The 19,876-nt window shown below is 53.8% G+C and carries 15 protein-coding genes, 2 tRNA genes and 3 other RNA genes; 10 read left to right on the top strand and 10 right to left on the bottom strand.

The window, feature by feature from the left end:
• Window positions 1-45 precede the first annotated feature (45 nt).
• From D781_RS11815 to D781_RS11795, 8 genes are all read right to left on the bottom strand, one after another.
• Window positions 46-618, bottom strand: coding sequence for a TIGR00730 family Rossman fold protein (locus D781_RS11815; protein WP_015672560.1), 573 nt, complete (start codon window positions 616-618; stop codon window positions 46-48).
• A gap of 163 nt (window positions 619-781) precedes the next feature.
• Window positions 782-907, bottom strand: a non-coding RNA gene (locus D781_RS22760) — RtT sRNA.
• A gap of 45 nt (window positions 908-952) precedes the next feature.
• A non-coding RNA gene (locus D781_RS22755) (RtT sRNA) lies at window positions 953-1,078 on the bottom strand.
• A 45-nt stretch (window positions 1,079-1,123) separates the two neighbouring features.
• Window positions 1,124-1,208, bottom strand: a tRNA-Tyr gene (locus D781_RS11810).
• Window positions 1,209-1,318: 110 nt separating this feature from the next.
• Window positions 1,319-1,444: non-coding RNA, RtT sRNA (locus tag D781_RS22750), on the bottom strand.
• A 44-nt stretch (window positions 1,445-1,488) separates the two neighbouring features.
• Window positions 1,489-1,573: transfer RNA gene (locus D781_RS11805), tRNA-Tyr, on the bottom strand.
• Between the two features lie 255 nt (window positions 1,574-1,828).
• A complete protein-coding gene (gene purU / locus D781_RS11800; RefSeq protein WP_015672559.1) occupies window positions 1,829-2,677 on the bottom strand; it encodes a formyltetrahydrofolate deformylase in 849 nt (282 codons plus the stop codon).
• Window positions 2,678-2,745: 68 nt separating this feature from the next.
• Window positions 2,746-3,210, bottom strand: coding sequence for a YchJ family protein (locus D781_RS11795; protein WP_015672558.1), 465 nt, complete (start codon window positions 3,208-3,210; stop codon window positions 2,746-2,748).
• 148 nt (window positions 3,211-3,358) lie between these two features.
• Between D781_RS11795 and rssA the strand changes: the two genes are divergently transcribed.
• The 5 genes from rssA (at window position 3,359) to D781_RS11770 (ending at window position 8,902) form a co-directional block, all read left to right on the top strand.
• Window positions 3,359-4,258 carry a patatin-like phospholipase RssA gene (rssA, locus tag D781_RS11790; RefSeq protein WP_015672557.1) on the top strand — a complete coding sequence of 300 codons (900 nt, stop codon included), beginning with the start codon at window positions 3,359-3,361 and terminating at the stop codon, window positions 4,256-4,258.
• Window positions 4,259-4,362: 104 nt separating this feature from the next.
• Window positions 4,363-5,376 (top strand): two-component system response regulator RssB, encoded by a 1,014-nt coding sequence (gene rssB / locus D781_RS11785; protein WP_015672556.1) that lies wholly within the window; start codon window positions 4,363-4,365, stop codon window positions 5,374-5,376.
• A 206-nt stretch (window positions 5,377-5,582) separates the two neighbouring features.
• A complete protein-coding gene (gene galU, locus D781_RS11780) occupies window positions 5,583-6,500 on the top strand; it encodes a UTP--glucose-1-phosphate uridylyltransferase GalU (protein WP_015672555.1) in 918 nt (305 codons plus the stop codon).
• A gap of 38 nt (window positions 6,501-6,538) precedes the next feature.
• Window positions 6,539-7,882, top strand: a complete 1,344-nt coding sequence (locus D781_RS11775; RefSeq protein WP_015672554.1) for a UDP-glucose/GDP-mannose dehydrogenase family protein — start codon at window positions 6,539-6,541, stop codon at window positions 7,880-7,882.
• Window positions 7,883-7,891: 9 nt separating this feature from the next.
• Window positions 7,892-8,902 carry an NAD-dependent epimerase gene (locus D781_RS11770; protein WP_015672553.1) on the top strand — a complete coding sequence of 337 codons (1,011 nt, stop codon included), beginning with the start codon at window positions 7,892-7,894 and terminating at the stop codon, window positions 8,900-8,902.
• Between the two features lie 175 nt (window positions 8,903-9,077).
• Here the strand turns inward: D781_RS11770 and hns are convergent, their stop codons facing one another.
• Complete coding sequence (gene hns / locus D781_RS11765; protein ID WP_015672552.1) at window positions 9,078-9,482, bottom strand: histone-like nucleoid-structuring protein H-NS; 405 nt, start codon at window positions 9,480-9,482, stop codon at window positions 9,078-9,080.
• A 662-nt stretch (window positions 9,483-10,144) separates the two neighbouring features.
• On the opposite strand from hns, the gene D781_RS11760 reads away from it, so the two are divergent.
• Window positions 10,145-10,729, top strand: coding sequence for a thymidine kinase (locus D781_RS11760; protein WP_015672551.1), 585 nt, complete (start codon window positions 10,145-10,147; stop codon window positions 10,727-10,729).
• 218 nt (window positions 10,730-10,947) lie between these two features.
• On the opposite strand, the gene adhE is transcribed toward D781_RS11760, so the two are convergent.
• The gene (gene adhE / locus D781_RS11755) at window positions 10,948-13,614 is read right to left on the bottom strand and encodes a bifunctional acetaldehyde-CoA/alcohol dehydrogenase (protein ID WP_015672550.1); all 2,667 of its coding nucleotides are present in this window, start codon (window positions 13,612-13,614) and stop codon (window positions 10,948-10,950) included.
• 496 nt (window positions 13,615-14,110) lie between these two features.
• On the opposite strand from adhE, the gene D781_RS11750 reads away from it, so the two are divergent.
• The 4 genes from D781_RS11750 to oppB all read left to right on the top strand — a co-directional run bounded on the left by D781_RS11750 (window position 14,111) and on the right by oppB (window position 19,866).
• A complete protein-coding gene (locus D781_RS11750) occupies window positions 14,111-14,755 on the top strand; it encodes a YchE family NAAT transporter (RefSeq protein ID WP_015672549.1) in 645 nt (214 codons plus the stop codon).
• A gap of 684 nt (window positions 14,756-15,439) precedes the next feature.
• A complete protein-coding gene (locus D781_RS11745) occupies window positions 15,440-17,074 on the top strand; it encodes an ABC transporter substrate-binding protein (RefSeq protein ID WP_015672548.1) in 1,635 nt (544 codons plus the stop codon).
• 155 nt (window positions 17,075-17,229) lie between these two features.
• The gene (gene oppA, locus D781_RS11740) at window positions 17,230-18,861 is read left to right on the top strand and encodes an oligopeptide ABC transporter substrate-binding protein OppA (protein ID WP_015672547.1); all 1,632 of its coding nucleotides are present in this window, start codon (window positions 17,230-17,232) and stop codon (window positions 18,859-18,861) included.
• Between the two features lie 84 nt (window positions 18,862-18,945).
• Entirely contained in the window at window positions 18,946-19,866 is a 921-nt protein-coding gene (oppB, locus tag D781_RS11735) for an oligopeptide ABC transporter permease OppB (protein ID WP_015672546.1), read from the top strand.
• Window positions 19,867-19,876 lie beyond the last annotated feature (10 nt).

Here is a 19,876-nt window from a genome sequence, read left to right as displayed (position 1 = left end):
TAAATGTAACGTAAGCCAGCGACGGTTGCCGCTGGCCATCAGCGATTATTTGGCCCAGCGGTCGTAATTTTTCGGCTGGTAGTCGTCGAACTGCTGCAGCAATACCGACGCTGAGTCACTGGTATGCAGGGTGCCGAGATAGTCATGGCGCATAAAGCCCTGATCGGCGACGTGCTGCAGGAAGTGATTTAGAGGGCGGTAGAAGCCGTTGACGTCCAGCAGCCCGACCGGTTTGTTGTGGTAGCCGATTTGGCCCCAGGTCCAGATTTCAAACAGCTCTTCCAGCGTGCCGATACCGCCCGGCAGGGCGATAAACGCATCCGCCTGTGCGGCCATGCGCGCTTTGCGGGTGTGCATATCGGGCACCACCTCCAGTTTGGTCAGGCCGCGGTGCGCGGTTTCTGCTTCGACCAGGCGCTCGGGGATAATGCCAATCACTTCGCCGCCGGCTTCCAGTACCGCATCTGCGACAATGCCCATCAAGCCTTTTTTGCCGCCGCCGTAGATTAAACGCCGCCCCTGAGTGGCTAACGCATGCCCGAGCGTGCGGGCGTGGTCGGCATAATCGGGGTTAACGCCTTCGCTGGCGCCGCAAAAAACGCAAATATTATGACGCATGCACTTATCCTTTCCTTACTGCATAAAAGAAGCATGTGGTATAGCTAATTGTGCCAGGGAGTTCAAGTTTGAGCGCTGAAAATGGGTTGGAATCGTGTTATTTCGCTATGTTTGTCGCGTAATCGGCATGAGGGATGGCGCCGTTGGAAATGATTGCAAGAGATGGTGGTGGGGGAAGGATTATTCGTCGCTGCGCTCCTCACCCTGCGGGCCGCGCTGAAGCGCGTTGTTTCGCTACGCTCAACCGAACCCTGTCGAAGCTTCTCATCCTTCCCCAGTGTGGAGAATTATGTGGCTTTTGAGGCGTTGGTATGTGTTGGGAACTTTGAAGAGATGGTGGTGGGGGAAGGATTATTCGTCGCTGCGCTCCTCACCCTTCGGGCCGCGCTGAAGCGCGTTGTTTCGCTACGCTCAACCGAACCTTGTCGAAGCTTCTCATCCTTCCCCAGTGCGGAGAATTATGTGGCTTTTGGTATGTTGGTGCGTTTTGGGAACTTTGAAGAGATGGTGGTGGGGGAAGGATTCGAACCTTCGAAGTCTGTGACGGCAGATTTACAGTCTGCTCCCTTTGGCCGCTCGGGAACCCCACCATGGTATGCACGGATTTACAAATTGTAGGTGCAGGATTAAAAATCCTGCCTCCCGCTCGGCGTTGATAGAAACTTTCCGCTCGGGTTAACCTGATTGCTCAGATTAAGAATGGTGGTGGGGGAAGGATTATTCGTCGCTTCGCTCCTCACCCTTCGGGCCGCGCTGAAGCGCGTTGTTTCGCTGCGCTCAACTCGAACCTTGTCGAAGGTTCTCACCTTCCCCGTACGGTGTCCATAGGGACTTTACCGTTCGGCTTAACCTGATTACTCAGATTAAGAATGGTGGTGGGGGAAGGATTCGAACCTTCGAAGTCTGTGACGGCAGATTTACAGTCTGCTCCCTTTGGCCGCTCGGGAACCCCACCACGAAATTCGTGGATTTTACGAATTTTAAACTACCAGGAAACTGACCGGCTTCCCGTGCTACCTCGGCTGCGTAAGCGCTGTCTCGGTAAGCGGGGCGCATCATATCAAATGAAGCGCCGGTGTAAAGCATTGAAATGCAGAAAATGAATTGTTTGCCGTTTTTTTATTCTTGGCGCTGCATCTGTGAACAGAGTGCGCCATTTTTGTGCCATCTCCTGCCGCCGGCAGTACGCCAGGAGATGACGGATGAACGGTTACAGAATAACGGTGCGGTTGCCGTAGACAAATACCCGCTGCGCCAAGACGTGATACAGCGCGCGGCTGAGTACGTTTTTTTCTACGTCGCGACCGGCGCGCATCATATCTTCGGCGGAATAGGTGTGATCAACATGGATCACGTCCTGCATGATGATCGGGCCTTCATCCAGATTGTCATTCACATAGTGCGCCGTGGCGCCGATAATTTTCACCCCGCGCTCATAGGCCTGGTGATACGGCCGCGCGCCGATAAACGCCGGTAGGAACGAGTGGTGGATGTTAATGACCTGGTTAGGGTAGTGCTGGACGAAAGCAGGTGTCAGTACGCGCATATATTTGGCCAGCACCACATAGTCGGGCTGATACTGATCGATTTGGGCAATCATTTGCTGGTCGTGCTGTTCACGCGTCAATCCCTCATGGCTAACCAGATGGAAAGGAATGTCGAAGCGTTCTACCAGCGTTTGCAGGGTGTCGTGGTTGCCGATCACCGCAGCAATTTCGACATCCAGGCCACCGTAGGCGCTTTTCATCAGCAAATCGCCCAGGCAGTGGGCCTCTTTGGTGACCAGCACCACGATGCGGCGACGTCCGGCGCTGTGCAATTCGCGCGCGGAGCCTTCCGGCAGCGCATCATCCAGGTCGGCCAGCAGCGTGGTGTCGTTGAAGATGCCTTCCAGTTCGGTGCGCATAAAGAAGCGCCCGGTGCGATGATCGACAAACTCATTGTTTTGCACGATGTTGAGCTGATGTTTGTAGCAAATATTGGTGATCTTGGCGATCAGGCCTTTCGCGTCAGGGCAGATGGTGCGTAATACTTTACGTTGTACATTTTGGTGTGGCATGGATGAGGATCCTGTCTGATACTGAAGCGCCGACCGTTACCGGCGTCAGCGTACTTTCCGCTGCGAACTTAACGCCCGCAGCATTTTTTATATTTTTTCCCTGAGCCGCAGGGGCACGGGTCATTTCGTCCCGGTTGCGGCCGGGTGCCGTCGATATAGTACCAGCGTTGCTCCAGACGAAGGAAGCGGGAGCGTTCATGCATCGCCTGCGGGCCGTCATGCCCAGCGTCAGTAAAGCGGGCGATAAACTCGACGAAGCCTTCATTATCGTCACGACCGTTTTGTTCCGCCACTATCGTCAGGCCCTGCCAGCGGGTGGTGCGAAAACTCTCGGTGATGGAGTCACGCCACTGCGCAGCGTGACAATCCGGATGCCAGCTGGCAATCAGGTAGTCAACCTGCTGTTTGACATAGGCCGTGTAGCGCGAACGCATCAGCTTGCCCGGCGTCGGTGCGGTTTCAGCACCGCTGATATATGGCTCGCAGCAGGCGTGATACTCGGCGCCGCTGCCGCAGGGGCATAATTCAGACAAAAATAACTCCTAAAACCTGCGGCCATTGTCAATACTGGCCGCTATTCAAACATATTGAGCGCATATGTTACCTAACAATATTGAGCGGTGACAATGTACCCTGACGGGACAGGGTGCAAAACCATTGACCGGCAGAAGGCGAACGAACATGCGACAAATCAAAATCGGGCTAGCGTTAGGGGCAGGATCGGCCAAGGGCTGGGCGCATATCGGCGTTATCAACGCCCTGAAGAAAATGGGGATTGAGCCTGATATTGTCGCCGGCTGCTCCGTCGGCTCACTGGTGGGGGCGGCTTATGCCAGCCACCGGCTGCCGGCGATGGAAAAATGGGTGCGTTCATTCAGCTACTGGGACGTGATTCGCCTGATGGATCTGTCCTGGCGGCGCGGCGGCCTGTTGCGCGGCGAGCGGGTGTTTAATGCGGTGGGGCAACTGCTGCGCGTTGACGATATTGAACAGTGTGCGCTGAAGTTCGGCGCGGTCGCCACCAACCTCAGCACCGGCCGCGAGCTATGGTTAACCCGCGGCGATATCCACCAGGCGGTGAGGGCATCGTGCAGTATGCCGGGGCTGCTGTCGCCGGTGTGGTTCGACGGTTACTGGCTGGTGGACGGTGCGGTGGTGAACCCGGTGCCCATCTCGTTGACCCGTGCGTTGGGGGCGGATATCGTCATTGCGGTTGATTTGCAGCATGACGCGCATTTAATGCAGCAGGACCTGTTTTCAGTACGCAGCGAAGCGGAAGAGCCGGCGGTGATGGCAGACAGTTGGCGCGGACGGCTGCGTGAGCGGATTAGCAAAATGCGCATCAAGAAAACCAATCTTACGCCGACCGCCATGGAAATTATGAGCACATCGATTCAGGTGTTAGAGAATCGTCTGAAACGCAACCGTATGGCGGGCGATCCGCCGGATGTCCTGATACAACCTTATTGTCCGCAAATATCCACGCTGGATTTTCATCGCGCGGAGGAGGCTATCGCCGCAGGAAGTATGGCGGTGGAAAAACAGCTTGAGCAGCTGTTGCCGTTGATAAAACAAAAATAGTTGCCGCTATTGACGGTAAAACGCCATGCCGGGCTGATTTCCGACAGGCGCAAGTGGCCATTTTGAGCCACTATTACAACATGAAAAGGGAAGAGGCTCGGCTAATGGCACTACCACTGACAGGCAAGCGCATTCTGATTGTTGAAGACGAGCAGGTCTTTCGTTCGGTGCTTGTCGGCTACCTGACATCGTTGGGCGCGCAATCGCATGAAGCCAGTAATGGCTTACAGGCGTTGAGCGCCGTGGAGGAGATTCAGCCCGATCTGATCCTGTGCGATCTGGTCATGCCGGAAATGGGCGGGATTGAGTTTGTTGAGCATCTGCGTCTGCAGGGCGACAAGATCCCGATCCTGGTGATTTCGGCCACCGATAAAATGGCGGATATTGCTAAAGTGCTGCGGCTGGGCGTGCAGGATGTGCTGCTGAAGCCGTTAACCGACCTTAACCGCCTGCGTGAGGCGGCGCTGGCCTGCCTGTATCCCAATATGTTCACCTCGCCGGCGTTAGAGGAGGCCGACCTGCTGCAGGACTGGGATGCGCTGAGCAAGAATCCTTCCGAAGCCGCCAGCCTGCTCAAGCAGCTGCAGCCACCGGTGCAACAGACGATCGCCCACTGCCGTATCAATTATCGCCAGCTGACTACGGGCGAAAACCCGGGGCTGGTATTGGATATCGCCGCGCTGTCAGAGAATGATTTGGCGTTTTATTGTCTGGATGTTACCCGAGCCGGTGATAATGGCGTGCTGGCTGCATTATTATTGCGCGCTTTATTTAATGGCTTGTTACAAGATCATTTAGCCAATCAGCGCCATCGCCTGCCGCAAATGTCAACATTGTTAAAACAAGTTAATCAATTATTGCGTCAGGGGAAATTGGACGGACAATTTCCCCTGCTGCTTGGTTACTACCATGCCGAATATAAAAACCTGATCCTGGTTTCCGCCGGCCTGCACGCTAATGTCAATACCGGTGACAATCAGATCCAGCTGAGCAACGGCGTGCCGCTGGGCACGCTGGGGGCGGCTTACATGAACCAGATCAGCCAACGTTGCGCCGCCTGGCAATGTCAGGTGTGGGGGACGGGCGGTCGCCTGCGGCTGATGCTCAGTGCGGAATAAATACGCGGTAATGCCCATATATTTGATATGATTTACTCCGCTATTAAGGGCGAATAATCATCACCAACCCAGGACTTGGGTAATTGTCCTAATTTCTCCCGATTTCATTGCGGGGTAATGCTCGTTGCTATTTAGCTGGTATACTCCGAGAGTTTTGTATAACGGATAAAAGCTCATAAACTGAGCGCTGTTTAAAGAGAGGAATAATGTCTGCTTTAAATCGGAAAGTCAGAAAAGCAGTGATCCCGGTGGCCGGATTAGGCACACGGATGTTACCGGCAACAAAAGCGATACCGAAAGAGATGCTGCCGCTGGTGGATAAACCACTGATTCAATACGTTGTTAATGAATGTATTGCCGCAGGGATCAACGAAATCGTTCTGGTGACGCACTCCTCTAAAAATTCTATCGAAAACCATTTTGATACCAGCTTTGAACTGGAAGCCATGCTGGAAAAACGCGTTAAGCGCCAGCTGCTTGACGAGGTTCAGTCCATTTGTCCGCCGGGCGTTACCGTGATGCAGGTGCGTCAAGGGGTTGCCAAGGGGTTGGGCCACGCGATCATGTGCGCTTATCCGTTAGTCGGCGATGAGCCGGTGGCAGTGGTGCTGCCGGATGTCATCCTGGATGAGTACAGCGCGGATCTGAGCAAAGACAACCTGCATGAGATGCTCACGCGTTTCGAACAAAACGGCACCAGCCAAATCATGGTTGAACCAGTGCCGCAGGAAAGCGTCGGTAGTTACGGCGTTGCCGATTGCAAAGGCTACGACCTGCAGCCGGGTGAAAGTGCGCCGATGGTCAGCGTGGTGGAAAAACCGTCTCCGGCGCAGGCACCGTCCAACCTGGCGATCGTTGGGCGTTATGTGCTGTCTGCCGATATCTGGGCGCTGCTGGCGCAAACTCCGCCGGGAGCGGGTGATGAAATCCAACTGACCGACGCTATCGATATGCTGATGCGTAAAGAACCGGTAGAAGCTTACCACCTGAAGGGTAAAAGCCACGATTGCGGCAACAAACTGGGCTATATGCAGGCGTTTGTTGAGTACGGGCTGCGTCATGCCAGCCTGGGCAAGGAATTTTCCCAGTGGCTGCAGCAGTTTGCTGCCGCTGAAAAGATCTGATCCATTTTCCGTCTTAATTTGAAAAACTAGGATTTCCCATGAAAGTAACCGTTTTTGGTATTGGCTACGTAGGCTTGGTACAGGCTGCGGTGCTGGCTGAGGTTGGTCATGACGTGATGTGTATTGACGTTGATGAGCGCAAGGTCGAAAACTTGAAGAAAGGGAACATCCCTATTTTTGAACCGGGCCTGACCCCGTTGGTGCAGCAGAACTATGAAGCAGGACGACTGCACTTTACCACCGACGCCAAGGCGGGGATCGAACACGGCATCATTCAGTTCATCGCCGTCGGTACGCCGCCGGATGAAGATGGTTCCGCCGACCTGAAATATGTGACCGCGGTAGCTCGTACCATTGCGGAACACATGGCCGATCATAAAGTGGTGATCGACAAGTCCACCGTGCCGGTCGGCACCGCGGATAAAGTGCGTCAGGTAATGGCAGAAACGCTGGAAAAACGCGGCAGTACGCTGACCTTCGACGTGGTTTCTAACCCGGAGTTCCTGAAGGAAGGAGCCGCGGTTGCCGACTGCATGCGTCCAGAGCGTATTGTTATCGGTACTGATAACAAAGACGTTATCGAGCCGATTCGCGAGCTGTATGAGCCGTTCAACCGCAATCATGACCGTATGATTCTGATGGATATCCGCAGCGCCGAGCTGACCAAATATGCGGCTAACTGCATGCTGGCGACCAAAATCAGCTTTATGAATGAAATCTCCAACCTGGCGGAGCTGTTGGGGGCGGATATTGAGAAAGTGCGTCAGGGTATCGGTTCCGACTCGCGCATTGGCTACCACTTTATCTATCCGGGCTGCGGCTACGGCGGTTCTTGTTTCCCGAAAGACGTACAGGCGCTGATCCGTACCTCTGAAAACATCGGCTACCAGCCAAAACTGCTGCAGGCGGTGGAGCAGGTGAACTACCAGCAGAAGAGCAAGCTGGTGCAGTTTATCAAACACTACTTCGGTGAAGATCTGCGCGGCAAAACTTTCGCGCTGTGGGGCCTGGCGTTCAAACCGAACACCGACGACATGCGCGAGGCTTCCAGCCGCGTGCTGATGGAAGCGCTGTGGGAGGCGGGTGCCAGCGTACAGGCTTACGACCCTGAAGCGATGAACGAAACGCAGCGCATCTATGGCGACCGTGACGATCTGAAACTGATGGGCACCAAAGAAGCGGCGCTGAAAGGTGCCGATGCGCTGGTGATCTGCACCGAATGGCAGAATTTCCGCGCGCCGGACTTCGACGTGATTAAAGGCGCGTTGAAGCAGCCGGTTATCTTCGATGGGCGTAACCTGTACGATCCGGAGCGTTTGCAAAGTCGTGGCTTCACGTATTATGCGATTGGCCGCGGCGCATCGGTGCAGCCGGTCATTTAAGAGGTGAGTATGAAATTTTTGGTTACAGGCGCCGCCGGGTTTATTGGTTATCACGTTGCCGAGCGTTTGTTGACTGCAGGGCACCAGGTTGTCGGTATCGACAACCTGAACGACTATTATGACGTTAGCCTGAAAGTCGCGCGCCTTGACCTTTTGGCCGGGAATCCGGCCTTTCAGTTTATCAAACTGGATCTGGCGGACCGTGAAGGAATCGCAGCGCTGTTTGCCGAACACCAATTCCAACGGGTCATTCACCTTGGCGCTCAGGCCGGGGTGCGTTATTCGTTGGATAACCCCATGGCCTATGCCGATTCTAACCTGATCGGCCATTTAAACGTGTTGGAAGGGTGTCGGCATAATAAGGTTGAGCATTTGCTTTACGCGTCTTCCAGTTCGGTTTATGGCCTTAATCGCAAGCTGCCGTTCTCTACGGAAGATTCTGTCGATCATCCGGTATCTTTGTATGCAGCGACGAAAAAAGCCAATGAGCTGATGTCACACAGCTATTCGCATTTATATGGCTTACCCACTACCGGCCTGCGTTTCTTTACCGTCTATGGCCCGTGGGGGCGCCCTGATATGGCGCTGTTTAAGTTTACCAAGGCGATATTGGCCGGCGACAGCATCGATGTATATAACCATGGCGAGATGCACCGTGATTTTACCTACATTGATGATATTGCCGAAGCCATCGTCCGTTTGCAGGATATTATTCCGCAACCGAACCCTGAGTGGAGCGTTGAGCAGGGCTCTCCGGCCACCAGTTCGGCACCGTACCATGTCTATAATATCGGCAATAGCTCGCCGGTTAAACTGATGGAATATATCAGTGCGCTGGAAAATGCGCTGGGCATTACGGCGCAGAAAAATATGCTGCCGATGCAGCCCGGAGATGTACTGGATACCAGTGCGGACACCAGGGAGTTGTATAGCACGATTGGCTTTAGGCCGACGACCAGCGTCGATGATGGGGTGAAACGTTTTGTCGATTGGTACAAGGCGTTTTATCACGTGCAGTAAACGAACAGTTTACTGGGAAAATTAAAGGGGCTATGGCCCCTTTTTCTATTTCCGCTGGTGTCATTATCTGACATTACGGTCTCATTTATCTCTCGAAATGGGATATTGGAGACGGGGAAGGCAGACAGCAAAAAGGCTCCCGTGGGAGCCTTTTTAGTGCGATTAAGCAGCGCTATTACAGCAGGAAATCATCCAGAGATTTGCCTTGCTCTTCGATAGCTTTTTTAATCACGGCTGGAGTACGGCCCTGGCCAGTCCAGGTTTTGGTTTCGCCGTTTTCATCTTTATATTGGTATTTAGCGGGACGTGCGGCACGTTTTGCTTTACCAGCGGATTTAGCCGCCATAGTCTGCAGCAGTTCATTAGGATCAATACCATCTGCAATCAGCATTTCGCGGTATTGCTGCAGTTTACGGGTACGTTCTTCGATTTCTGCTTGAGCCTGGCTGTCTTCTTCGCGACGTTCGTTCACAACAACTTCCAGTTTCTCAAGCATCTCTTCCAGAGTATCCAGGCTGCATTCTCTGGCTTGTGCGCGCAGAGTACGGATGTTGTTCAAAATTTTTAAGGCTTCGCTCATTGTCCTAGTCTCAATTTATATTGGTGGGGGGCGTCTGGATAATAATAGAGTGCTCTTTTCTTTTCTGCAATAGCCAAATTGCGAAGAGTACCCAAATATGCCATTTAAAAACCATTAGTCGGAACACGCCGGGTTATTACACCGCTTTATGTTCGGGTTTAATGGTGGGGTTTTTAAGTCAATTTTTCAACAGCTATTGTGCATGTTTGTGAGGCGAGGGCTTTCATTGCCGGGAAATAATTGCATTTTATATCGATATTAGCCTCTGTATTGGTGAGTCATCCCATCATGAAGGTATGTAAACAATGGGGGTATATACGTAAAGATTTTGTCAGGAAGTGATGTTTGAGCATGACCCACTATAAATGGTGAAGCGCCACCGGTGAGTAATTTATTTAGGTAACAATGATGGGACGGGACTATACGGCGCTACGCCTTAACATAATGGACATGGCGTCACTTTTATCTCCGGCTAAACCATTAGCATTAATTAATAGTGCGCAGGGCCACTCGCCGGTGGTAAATAGCCGAAAGGCGAACGGGGCGGCTGGGCGTTTTACGATGCCCGGTTATCGGTACTGGGCGGGCCGCCAGCTTATGATACACTTGATGCTCAGAATCGATGTCTGAATATTTCTTATACCACCTGGAATTGCTGGCTCATGGCTCAACTTTATTTTTATTACTCGGCAATGAACGCGGGGAAATCCACCGCGCTGTTGCAATCTTCATATAATTATCAAGAACGTGGTATGCGTACGTTGGTGTTCACCGCAGAGATTGATCACCGCTTTGGCGTCGGTAAGGTCAGTTCGCGGATCGGTCTCTCATCGCAGGCGCAGCTGTATAATAATGACACCTCGCTGTATGCCATGATTAATCAGGAACATCTGCAGCAGACTGTGCACTGTGTGCTGGTGGATGAGAGCCAGTTTCTGAGCAAAGCGCAGGTTGAGCAATTATGCGACGTGGTCGATCAGCTGGATATTCCGGTATTGTGCTACGGACTGCGTACCGATTTTCTCGGCGAGCTGTTTATCGGCAGCCAGTACCTGTTGGCATGGGCGGATAAGCTGGTGGAGCTAAAAACCATCTGTCACTGCGGCCGCAAGGCGAACATGGTGCTGCGGCTTGATGAGCACGGCAGGGCGATGCAGGCGGGCGCTCAGGTGGTGATTGGCGGTAATGAGAGCTATGTGTCGGTGTGCCGCAAGCATTACAAAGAGGCGATGCACACCGAGGTGTAAGCTGCGGCGTGATGACGCATAAAAAACCCGCCTGACGGCGGGTTTCAGACTGCTGACAAAGTCCGTTATTAGGGAGAGCGTGGCGATGGGGTCGTAGCGGCATCAGCCGCCGGAGCGCCCCTCGTTACGCTAGGCCCAGGTATCTCGAGCTACCAGACCACTTTGTCATCAACCTCAAACCCGCCTGACGGCGGGTTTTTGCGTTTAGAGCAGGGGGATTACTTTTTGGCTTTCTTTTCCGCTTTGGCAGCGGCCGGTGCTTTTGCTGTCTCTTCGGCTTCGCTGAACTCACGACCGTAGAAGGTATCCAGCATGATTTGTTTCAGCTCGGCAATCAGCGGATAGCGAGGATTGGCGCCGGTGCACTGGTCGTCAAACGCGTCTTCAGACAGCTTATCAACTTTCGCCAGGAAATCGGCTTCCTGCACGCCCGCTTCACGGATGGAAGCAGGGATACCCAGCTCGGTCTTCAGCTCGTCCAGCCATGCCAGCAGTTTCTCGATTTTCTGTGCGGTGCGGTCGCCCGGCGCGCTCAGGCCCAGGTGATCGGCGATTTCAGCGTAACGACGGCGCGCCTGCGGACGGTCGTACTGGCTGAAGGCCGTCTGCTTGGTTGGGTTGTCGTTGGCGTTATAGCGAATCACGTTGGCGATCAGCATGGCGTTGGCCAGGCCGTGTGGGATATGGAACTCGGACCCCAATTTGTGGGCCATGGAGTGGCACACCCCGAGGAAGGCGTTGGCGAAGGCGATGCCGGCGATGGTCGCCGCATTATGCACGCGCTCACGTGCCACCGGGTTCTTCGCGCCTTCCTTGTAACTGACCGGCAGATACTCTTTCAGCAGTTTCAGCGCCTGCAACGCCTGGCCGTCGGAGTATTCGTTCGCCAGTACTGACACATAGGCCTCCAGCGCGTGGGTTACCGCGTCCAGGCCGCCGAAGGCGCACAGCGATTTCGGCATATTCATCACCAGGTTGGCGTCGACAATCGCCATATCCGGGGTCAGGGCATAGTCCGCCAGCGGATATTTCTGGCCGGTTTCATCATCGGTTACCACGGCGAACGGCGTGACTTCAGAACCGGTGCCGGAGGTAGTAGTGACGGCGATCATTTTTGCCTTCACGCCCATTTTCGGGAACTTGTAGATGCGTTTGCGGATATCCATAAAGCGCAGCGCCAGATCCTCGAAGTGGGTTTCCGGATGTTCATACAGCACCCACATAATTTTCGCCGCATCCATCGGTGAGCCGCCGCCCAGCGCGATAATCACGTCCGGCTGGAAGGCGTTCATCTGCGCTGCGCCTTTACGCACGATGCTCAGCGTCGGGTCGGCTTCTACTTCGAAGAACACTTCGGTTTCGATGCCGTGGGACTTCAGCACGCTGGTGATTTGGTCGGCATAGCCGTTATTGAACAGGTAGCCGTCGGTGACAATAAACGCGCGCTTCGCGCCATCGGCCGCCACTTCTTCCAGCGCGATAGGCAGAGAGCCGCGACGGAAGTAGATAGATTTCGGAAGTTTATGCCACAACATGTTTTCTGCTCGCTTCGCTACGGTTTTCTTGTTGATCAAGTGTTTTGGACCGACGTTTTCCGAGATGGAGTTGCCCCCCCATGAGCCGCAGCCCAGCGTCAGCGAAGGCGCCAGCTTAAAGTTGTACAGGTCGCCGATGCCCCCTTGCGAGGCCGGAGTATTGATCAGGATACGGGCGGTTTTCATCTTGTCGCCGAAGAAGGCGATGCGCTCCGCCTGGTTATCCTGGTCGGTGTACAGGCAGGAGGTATGGCCGATACCGCCCATTGCCACCAGTTTTTCCGCCTTGTCGACGGCGTCGGCAAAGTCTTTGGCGCGGTACATGGCGAGCGTCGGCGAGAGTTTTTCATGAGCGAAGGGTTCAGATTCATCTACCAGCTTGACTTCACCGATCAGCACCTTGGTGTTGGCCGGCACGCTGATGCCCGCCATTTCGGCGATTTTTGGCGCGGATTGCCCGACGATGGCCGCGTTCAGGCCGCCGTTTTTCAGAATGATATCCTGCACCGCCTTCAGCTCTTTGCCCTGCAGCAGGTAGCCGCCGTGCGAGGCGAAACGTTCGCGTACCGCGTTATACACTTCATCGACGACGATCACGGACTGTTCTGAGGCGCAGATCACGCCGCTGTCGAAGGTTTTCGACATCAGGATAGAGGCGACGACGCGCTTGATATCGGCGCTTTCATCGACCACCACCGGAGTATTGCCGGCGCCGACGCCGATGGCCGGCTTACCGGAGCTGTAGGCTGCCTTCACCATACCCGGGCCGCCGGTGGCGAGAATCAGGTTGATATCCGGGTGATGCATCAGCTGGTTGGACAGTTCAACGGAAGGCTGATCGATCCAGCCGATGATATCTTTCGGCGCGCCGGCGGCGATCGCCGCCTGCAGCACGATATCGGCGGCTTTATTGGTGGCGTTCTTGGCCCGTGGGTGCGGTGAGAAAATAATGCCGTTACGGGTTTTCAGGCTGATCAGCGCCTTGAAAATCGCCGTAGAGGTCGGGTTGGTGGTGGGTACGATGCCGCAGATAATACCGATAGGCTCGGCGATGGTGATGGTGCCGAAGGTGTCGTCTTCAGACAGCACGCCGCAGGTTTTTTCATCTTTATAAGCGTTGTAGATATACTCGGAAGCAAAGTGGTTTTTAATCACCTTGTCTTCAACGATTCCCATACCGGACTCTTCAACGGCCATTTTAGCCAGGGGAATACGTGCATCGGCAGCGGCGAGGGCAGCAGCACGAAAGATAGCGTCAACCTGTTCCTGGGTGAAGTTGGCAAACTCGCGCTGGGCTTTTTTGACACGTGCAACAAGCTCGTTCAATTCAGCGATATTTGTTACAGCCATAATGCTCTCCTGATAATGTTAAACTCTTTCAGTAAATAAGCCGTGTAAGCAGCAAGTATAGTCAGGTCTTGGAATACCAGGGAAAACGTTGGTTTTCGCCCGCGCTCGGCCACCTATGATGCTGATTTGCTTAAAGAGCTTTGCTCAGGAACGGGTTGTCAGTCAGACTGCATTGCACTGTTCAGGCTGTCTGGCTACGACTAAGAGCTTAACTATTCTTGGGTAGCGTTTTTATGATTTAAATCACGAAAAGTGCAAGCTGACACCTTTCAGCTGGGCGTTATTGAGAATTTTCTTATCTAAGGCGTGATGCCGTTTTTTTTGAAACAAAAAAACCACCAAAAACACATGTTATTAACATGTGAATGGGAAGGTTATTACAAACATCAGTCAAACCAAAAATGCTGTCTTCAGCGGATGGATTAGCCGAACTATTTCCATTACATTAGCGCGCATGGGGCGGTGCGCCTGATACAGCGATTAATGCGGAGTTCTTGTGGGGCAATCATTGTTGGATTTTTCCGGCTATATCAAATTCTTTGTCGGCCTGTTTGCGCTGGTGAATCCGGTGGGGATTTTGCCGGTTTTTATCAGTATGACCAGCTACCAGGCGGAGGCGGGGCGTAATAAAACCAATCTTACCGCCAATCTTTCCGTGGCGATTATTCTGTGGACATCATTGTTTATCGGCGAAGGTATCTTGCGCCTGTTCGGCATCTCCATTGATTCGTTTCGTATTGCCGGCGGGATCCTGGTGGTGACCATCGCCATGTCGATGATCAGCGGCAAGCTGGGGGAGGATAAACAAAACAAGCAGGAGAAATCGGAAAGCGCTATCCGCGAAAGCATCGGCGTGGTGCCGCTGGCGCTGCCGCTGATGGCCGGCCCGGGGGCGATCAGCTCGACCATTGTCTGGAGTTCCCGCTACCACAGCTGGCAGAACCTGCTGGGGTTCACGCTGGCGATCGCGCTGTTTGCCTTCTGCTGCTGGCTGCTGTTTCGTGCGGCGCCGTTATTGGTGCGGTTATTGGGGCAGACCGGTATTAACGTTATCACGCGTATTATGGGGCTGCTGCTGATGGCATTGGGTATTGAATTTATTGTCACCGGTGTGAAGGCTATTTTTCCCGGTTTACTCTGACGCGGTAATTTGTGCCGTTAGCGCCATTAGCGGCTCAAATTATTTTTAAAGTTTAAACTTATTTATTAAATGCATGAATGAGGTGCAAAATACGTCTGTTTTTTATACTAATGCACCGTTTTGTGGCATAACTCTCACTTTATTTGGCGATAAAGCATTCATTCGTTAATTTTTTAACCTCTCCCTGCCGATTTTTCTCTATTTTTGCTTACCTTGTGAACGACTGTTGTTAATTTAGTCACATCATTCTGTGGGGCTTGTCTCGGCTTCATCCAGGTGATATTAGTGACTAGGCTCGCATTGCCAGATGTTTATTCTTTGAATGTTTTATTTGTTAATTTAATGTTTGTTTTTAGCGCGACGTGAAGCCGTGCTGGCAGGAATAACGGACTTTCTCTGCCATTTATTCAGTAAAATCATTGTGATACTCTGATTCCTCTCCGATGGCATCCGCAGGGATGCGTTGTGAACAGTGGCAATAAAAGAGAATTGCTTAACATTTTTATAAAATTTATTGGCGATGGATTTTGGCATCTGCTAATTTCCGAGCAACTTTCTTGCGCCGTTTAGCCGCGCTGCAGACAAACAGGAATGATTTTTGCTGGTATCCGTTTATTGAAAATACTTATAAGCATTTCACAAAAATCCCATAAGACATGCTTATTGATGATAGGGGCTTTGACTATGCAGCAAACCGTTACGCGCACGCCTTTAGCTATTTTTATTACCGGACTGTTTTTATCTGCGTTGAATGTCAGTCATGCCGCCCAGGTGCCTGCCGGCGTTAAACTGGCGCCGCAGCAAACCATTGTGGTGAATAACGGTTCGGAAGTGGCGTCGCTGGATCCGCATAAAGTCGAAGGCAATCCGGAAAGCAATATTATTCTCAATTTACTGGAAGGGCTGGTGAGCACCGACGCTGATGGCCACGTGGTGCCGGCGGTGGCGGAGCGCTGGGACCATGAACAGTTTAAAGTCTGGACCTTCCATTTGCGCAATACGGCCATCTGGAGCGACGGCTCACCGGTGACCGCCGACGATTTCGTCTACAGCTGGCGGCGTCTCGCGGATCCTAACGTCGCATCGCCTTACGCCAGCTACCTGCAGTACGCCAAAATCGCCAATGCCGATGCGATCCTGAGCGGTAAAAAACCACCGCAGACGCTGGGCGTCAAAGCCCTGGACGCCCATACTCTACAGGTGACGCTGAGCGAGCCGGTGCCTTATCTGGTCAGTATGCTGACGCATACCTCAATGAAACCGGTCAAGCAGTCGGTGGTGGAGAAATTCGGCGATAAATGGACGCTGCCGCAGCACTACGTCGGTAACGGCGCCTACCGGCTGAAACAGTGGGTGGTTAACGAGCGTATCGTACTGATGCGTAGCAGCAGCTATTGGAACAATGCGGCGACGGTGATAGAGAAGGCCACCTTCCTGCCGATTGCCTCGGAGGTCAGCGACGTTAACCGCTACCGCAGCGGCGAGATCGATATCAGCAACAGCGCCATTCCGCCGACGCTGTTTGGCAAAATGAAGCGTGAAATTCCTGAGCAGCTGCACGTAAACCCTTATCTGTGCACCTTCTATTACGAAATCAATAATCAGAAAGCGCCGTTTACCGACCCACGGGTACGTGAAGCGGTGAAACTGACGCTGGATCGCGACATCATCGCCAACAAAATTATGGGCCAGGGGCAGATCCCGGCCTACGGCTTTACGCCGACCTTTATCGAAGGCGGCCAGTTTACCCAACCCGAGTGGGCGAACTGGACGCAGGCACAGCGCAACCAGCGCGCCAGACAGCTGCTGAGCGAAGCCGGCTACGGCGCGGGTAAGCCGCTGAAATTCTCGCTGCTGTACAATACCTCCGATCAAAACAAGCAGCAGGCGATTGCCGCCGCCTCGATGTGGAAAAAGAACCTCGGCGCCGACGTCACCCTGAGAAATCAGGAGTGGAAAACCTCGCTGGAGAGCCGCCATCAGGGACAGTTTGACGTAGCGCGCGCCACCTGGTGCGGTGATTACAACGAACCCAGCGCCTTCCTGAATCTGGCGCTCTCCAACAGCAGCAACAACACCTTGTTCTATAAAAGCGCGCGCTATGATGCGCTGATGGCCGCCAGCCTGCAGGCAGCGGATGCTGCCGCGCGCGCCAAGGTGTATCAGCAGGCGGAGGCGCAGCTGGATAAAGACTCGGCGCTGGTGCCGGTGTACTACCGCGTCAGCGCGCGGTTGATCAAACCGACGGTCGGCGGTTTTACCGGTAAAGATCCGCTCGACTATATCGACGTAAAGAATCTGTACATCATCAAGCAGTAACACGGGTATTACACCGTACCGGTAACGGTGGGTAATACGGGGGAGAGAGGCCGGCCGCCGCAGTCGTTCCGCGGCGGCCGGACAACACGGCCCGCCTAACGGGCCACGCCGTCTCGGCATCGAGTCGGTGATAATAAAAAACTGGAGTGGATAATATGACCAACATCACAAAGAAAAGCCTGCTGGCCGCGGGGATTATGGCTGCGCTGGGCATCAGCGCCGGCGCGTTCGCCGCTGAGGTGCCGGCGGGCGTGCAGCTGGCCGACAAGCAGGAGATCGTGAAAAACAACGGCTCTGAAGTACAGTCGTTGGATCCGCATAAAATAGAAGGGGTGCCGGAAAATAACGTCACCCGCGATTTAATCGAAGGCCTGGCCAACAATACGCCGGACGGCGGCATCGAGCCGGGCGTGGCGGAAAGCTGGGATAACAAAGATTTCAAGGTGTGGACGTTCCACCTGCGTAAAGACGCCAAATGGTCGAACGGCAAGCCGGTGACGGCGCAGGACTTCGTGTATAGCTGGCAGCGCATCGTGGATCCGAATACCGCCTCGCCGTACGCCAGCTATCTGCAGTATGCGCACGTAGCAAACGTTGATGACATCATCGCCGGTAAAAAAGATAAATCGACCCTGGGGGTGAAGGCGCTGGACGACCATACCTTCCAGGTGACGCTGACCGAGCCGGTGCCTTATCTGGTGGAGATGACCCCGCACTACGGCATGAAGCCGGTGTATAAAGAGGCGGTGGAGAAGTTTGGCGAGAAGTGGACCCTGCCGCAGAACTATGTCAGCAACGGCGCCTATAAGCTGAAAGACTGGGTGGTTAACGAACGCATCGTGCTGGAGCGCAACCCGGAATACTGGAACAACGCCAAAACCATCATCAATAAAGTGACGTTCCTGCCGATTTCCTCCGAGGTGACCGACGTAAACCGCTACCGCACCGGCGAGATCGACATGACCTACAACAATATGCCGATCGAACTGTTCCAGAAGCTGAAAAAAGAGCGTCCGAAAGAGGTGCATGTCGACCCGTATCTGTGTACCTATTATTACGAAATCAATAACCAGAAAGCACCGTTTACCGATGTGCGCGTGCGCGAGGCGTTAAAACTGGGCCTCGACCGCGACATTATCGTCAATAAAGTGAAGAATCAGGGCGATCTGCCGGCCTACAGCTTTACGCCGCCATACACCGACGGGGCGAAGCTGACGCCGCCGGCGTGGTTCGGCTGGAGCCAGGAAAAACGCAATGAAGAAGCAAAAAAACTGCTGGCGGAAGCCGGTTACGGCCCGGGTAAGCCGTTGACCTTCAGCCTGCTGTATAACACCTCGGATCTGCATAAGAAACTGGCCATTGCCGCCGCCTCCATCTGGAAGAAAAACCTGGGCGTCAACGTCAAACTGGTCAACCAGGAGTGGAAAACCTTCCTTGATACCCGCCATCAGGGCAACTATGACGTGGCGCGCGCCGGCTGGTGTGCCGACTACAACGAACCGAGCACCTTCCTGAACATGATGCTGTCCGACAGCAGCAGTAACACGCCGCACTATAAGAGCGAAGCCTTCGACAAGCTGATGGCCAATGTGCTGACGGCGAAAAGCAAGGACGAACGCGCGACGCTCTATCAACAAGCGGAAGTGCAGCTGGATAAAGACTCAGCCATCGTGCCGGTCTATTATTACGTGAACGCCCGTCTGGTGAAGCCTTACGTTGGTGGTTATACCGGTAAAGACCCGCTTGATAACGTGTACGATAAAAATCTGTACATCATCAAACATTGATTGATACGGCAAGGGCTGGTGACGTTGTCACTGGCCCGGTCAAAATAATAAGCCGTTATCAGGCTGTAGCACAGGGTTAGGGCAATGCTGAAATTTATACTTCGACGCCTGTTAGAGGCGATCCCGACACTATTTATCCTTATTACCATTTCATTCTTTATGATGCGCCTGGCGCCCGGCAGTCCGTTTACCGGCGAACGCGCATTGCCACCGGAAGTGCTGGCGAATATTGAAGCCAAATATCATCTCAACGATCCGATCTGGAAACAGTACGGCAATTATCTGCTGCAGCTGTCGAAGGGGGATTTTGGCCCGTCGTTTAAATACAAAGACTATTCGGTCAATGATCTGGTGGCCGGTTCATTCCCGGTGTCCGCCAAACTGGGGGCGGCGGCGTTTCTGCTGGCGGTGATCCTGGGCGTCAGCGCCGGGGTGATCGCGGCGCTGAAGCAAAATACCAAATGGGACTATACGGTGATGGGGTTCGCCATGACCGGGGTGGTGATACCCAGTTTCGTGGTGGCGCCGCTGCTGGTACTGATCTTCGCCATCACGCTGAAGTGGCTGCCGGGCGGCGGCTGGAACGGCGGCGCCTTCAAATTTATGATCCTGCCGATGGTGGCGCTGTCGCTGGCTTATATCGCCAGCATCGCGCGTATTACCCGCGGCTCGATGATTGAAGTGCTGCACTCCAACTTTATCCGCACGGCGCGCGCCAAAGGCCTGCCGATGCGGCGCATTATCTTCCGCCACGCGCTCAAGCCGGCGCTGCTGCCGGTGCTGTCCTATATGGGCCCGGCGTTCGTCGGCATTATTACCGGCTCGATGGTGATTGAAACCATTTACGGCCTGCCGGGCATCGGGCAGCTGTTTGTTAACGGCGCGCTGAACCGCGACTACTCGCTGGTGCTGAGCCTGACGATCCTGGTCGGCGGTCTGACCATTTTGTTCAATGCGATTGTTGACGTGCTGTACGCCGTTATCGATCCGAAAATTCGCTATTAATCGGAGCACG

Source organism: Serratia sp. FGI94, from assembly GCF_000330865.1.
GTDB lineage: Bacteria > Pseudomonadota > Gammaproteobacteria > Enterobacterales > Enterobacteriaceae > Serratia_B > Serratia_B rubidaea.
Note: the sequence above shows the minus strand (reverse complement) of the source record. Positions and strands in the feature narration are given on the sequence as shown.